The sequence below is a fragment of the Microcystis sp. LE19-41.2A genome (assembly GCF_027530405.1).
In the GTDB taxonomy this organism is placed as follows: domain Bacteria; phylum Cyanobacteriota; class Cyanobacteriia; order Cyanobacteriales; family Microcystaceae; genus Microcystis; species Microcystis aeruginosa.
The window spans coordinates 1-1,826 of sequence record NZ_JAPZQJ010000204.1 but is presented as its reverse complement, the minus strand read 5'-3'; the positions used below and the strand labels follow the sequence as shown (position 1 = coordinate 1,826).

General features: G+C 42.1%; 1 protein-coding gene. It reads right to left on the bottom strand.

The window, feature by feature from the left end:
- Nucleotides 1-195 precede the first annotated feature (195 nt).
- Nucleotides 196-1,440, bottom strand: a complete 1,245-nt coding sequence (sigC, locus tag O9290_RS09020; RefSeq protein ID WP_288055233.1) for an RNA polymerase sigma factor SigC — start codon at nucleotides 1,438-1,440, stop codon at nucleotides 196-198.
- Between the last annotated feature and the right edge of the window lie 386 nt (nucleotides 1,441-1,826).

The window sequence follows — 1,826 nt, the reverse complement described above, 5'->3', positions numbered from 1 at the left end:
ATGATATCAGCGAGACTTGGAAACTATCTCATCAAATTAGTTCCCCCATAGAACCCCCTTGAGCCATCTGGCACACTTTTCTCTTTTTGTCAAATTTTATGTTAAGAAAGATGTGACTAATGGATAGCTTATCAAGGGGGGATTAAGGGGGGATCGAACCCAAAATCTATCTTCAATTTAATTATAACCAGCTACTTAACTCAACGCTTCAAAATAATCGCAAATTTGATGATGTAGCTGGGATTGACGCAATTTTTGCAAAGCTTTCGACTCAATTTGTCGCACCCTTTCCCGGGATAATTCCAAAGTGCGACCGATATCAGCCAAAGAATGGGATTTACCATCGAGAAAACCATAGCGCAATTCAATCACTTCTCGTTCGCGAGTGGTTAAATCTGCCAATAATTCTCTGATATCTCTTTGCAAAGATTCATAGACAAAATGATTTTCTGAAGACACTGCTTCGGTTTCCAAAAGGTCTATTAATTCCGTATCTTTTTCCTTACCTACCTTAATTTCCAAGGAAACCGAACGCGGCACTGTCATCAACACTTCCCGCACAGCTTCAGGAGTCACAGCTAACTCTTGGGCAATTTCCTCTACGGTCGCAGTGCGACCGCGGATTTGGGAGATTTTCCGTTGTGCCTTCTTAATTTTGTTGAGTTTTTCGGTAATATGAACTGGTAAGCGAATCATCCGGCTTTGAGTTGCGACCGCTCTCGTCATTCCTTGACGGATCCACCAGTAGGCATAGGTACTAAAACGATAGCCTTTGGTGGGATCAAATTTCTCGACGGCCCGTTCTAAACCCAGGGTTCCCTCTTGAATCAAATCCAATAATTCTAAACCGCGATTCTGATATTTTTTGGCCACCGACACCACCAGACGTAAATTGGCCTTGATCATTTGTTCTTTGGCACGGGTACCAAGGGCAATAATTTCTTCTAATTCCCCCACTTCTAAGCCCGCTAGGTGCGCCCAACGCTGTTTTCCTGCTTTTAAAGCATTTTTTAACTCAGACACGCTGATTTGGGCAGTTTTTGCCCAACGTTCTAGGGAAGGACGATGGGCTAACCGAGCGGTTAGCTGATCACGAACCGCAATTAACTTGACAAATTGCTGTACTTGTGCATCACCTTGTTTAACGGCGGCGGCGCATAATTTCAGTAAAGACAGATGACGCTGTACCTGTTGCGCTTGTTCAACTTCCTCGTCCCGTTTGAGTAGAGGCACTCTGCCAATGTCTTGTAGGTACAAAGGTACCAAGTCAGTAGTTGTCCCTTTGCTGTGGATTTTTTCGGGACTAGATACTAAATCATCTTCTAAATCACTGCCGAGAAAATCTTCATCTAGGTCGATCGAGTTTTCCTTCAATTTTAGGACAGAAAAAGAGGGAGAGATAAATTTAGTTTCGAGCGTCGAGGGATTAATTGCAGACATGATGGCTTCTCTACGGCGACTGTGATAGGAATTAGAAACTTTTAAATCGTTTTCCGTAGTCATAGCTTTCCCACTTAAGCGAGGAAATGATGCAGTTGGGAAAATTTTTTTCTCAAAAGTATCGACCTTTAATACTAAATCCGGTTATTAAAGACTGATTATTTATTCCCCCTTTTGCCTCTTGCCTCTTGCCTTTTGCCCGTCCTGATATGTAGCTTATACTCAACGGATTTAGTAAAACTTAGTGGCTCTTCGGTTTGTGTTATGCAATGGACGGGGATTATAAGGGATGGAACCCTTATATAGAAAGGCATTTAGCGATTTTTGTCAATTGTTTTTTATCTAGAGCGAACTAATCAATTAAGTCTCTTGCCAGATAAGGATTT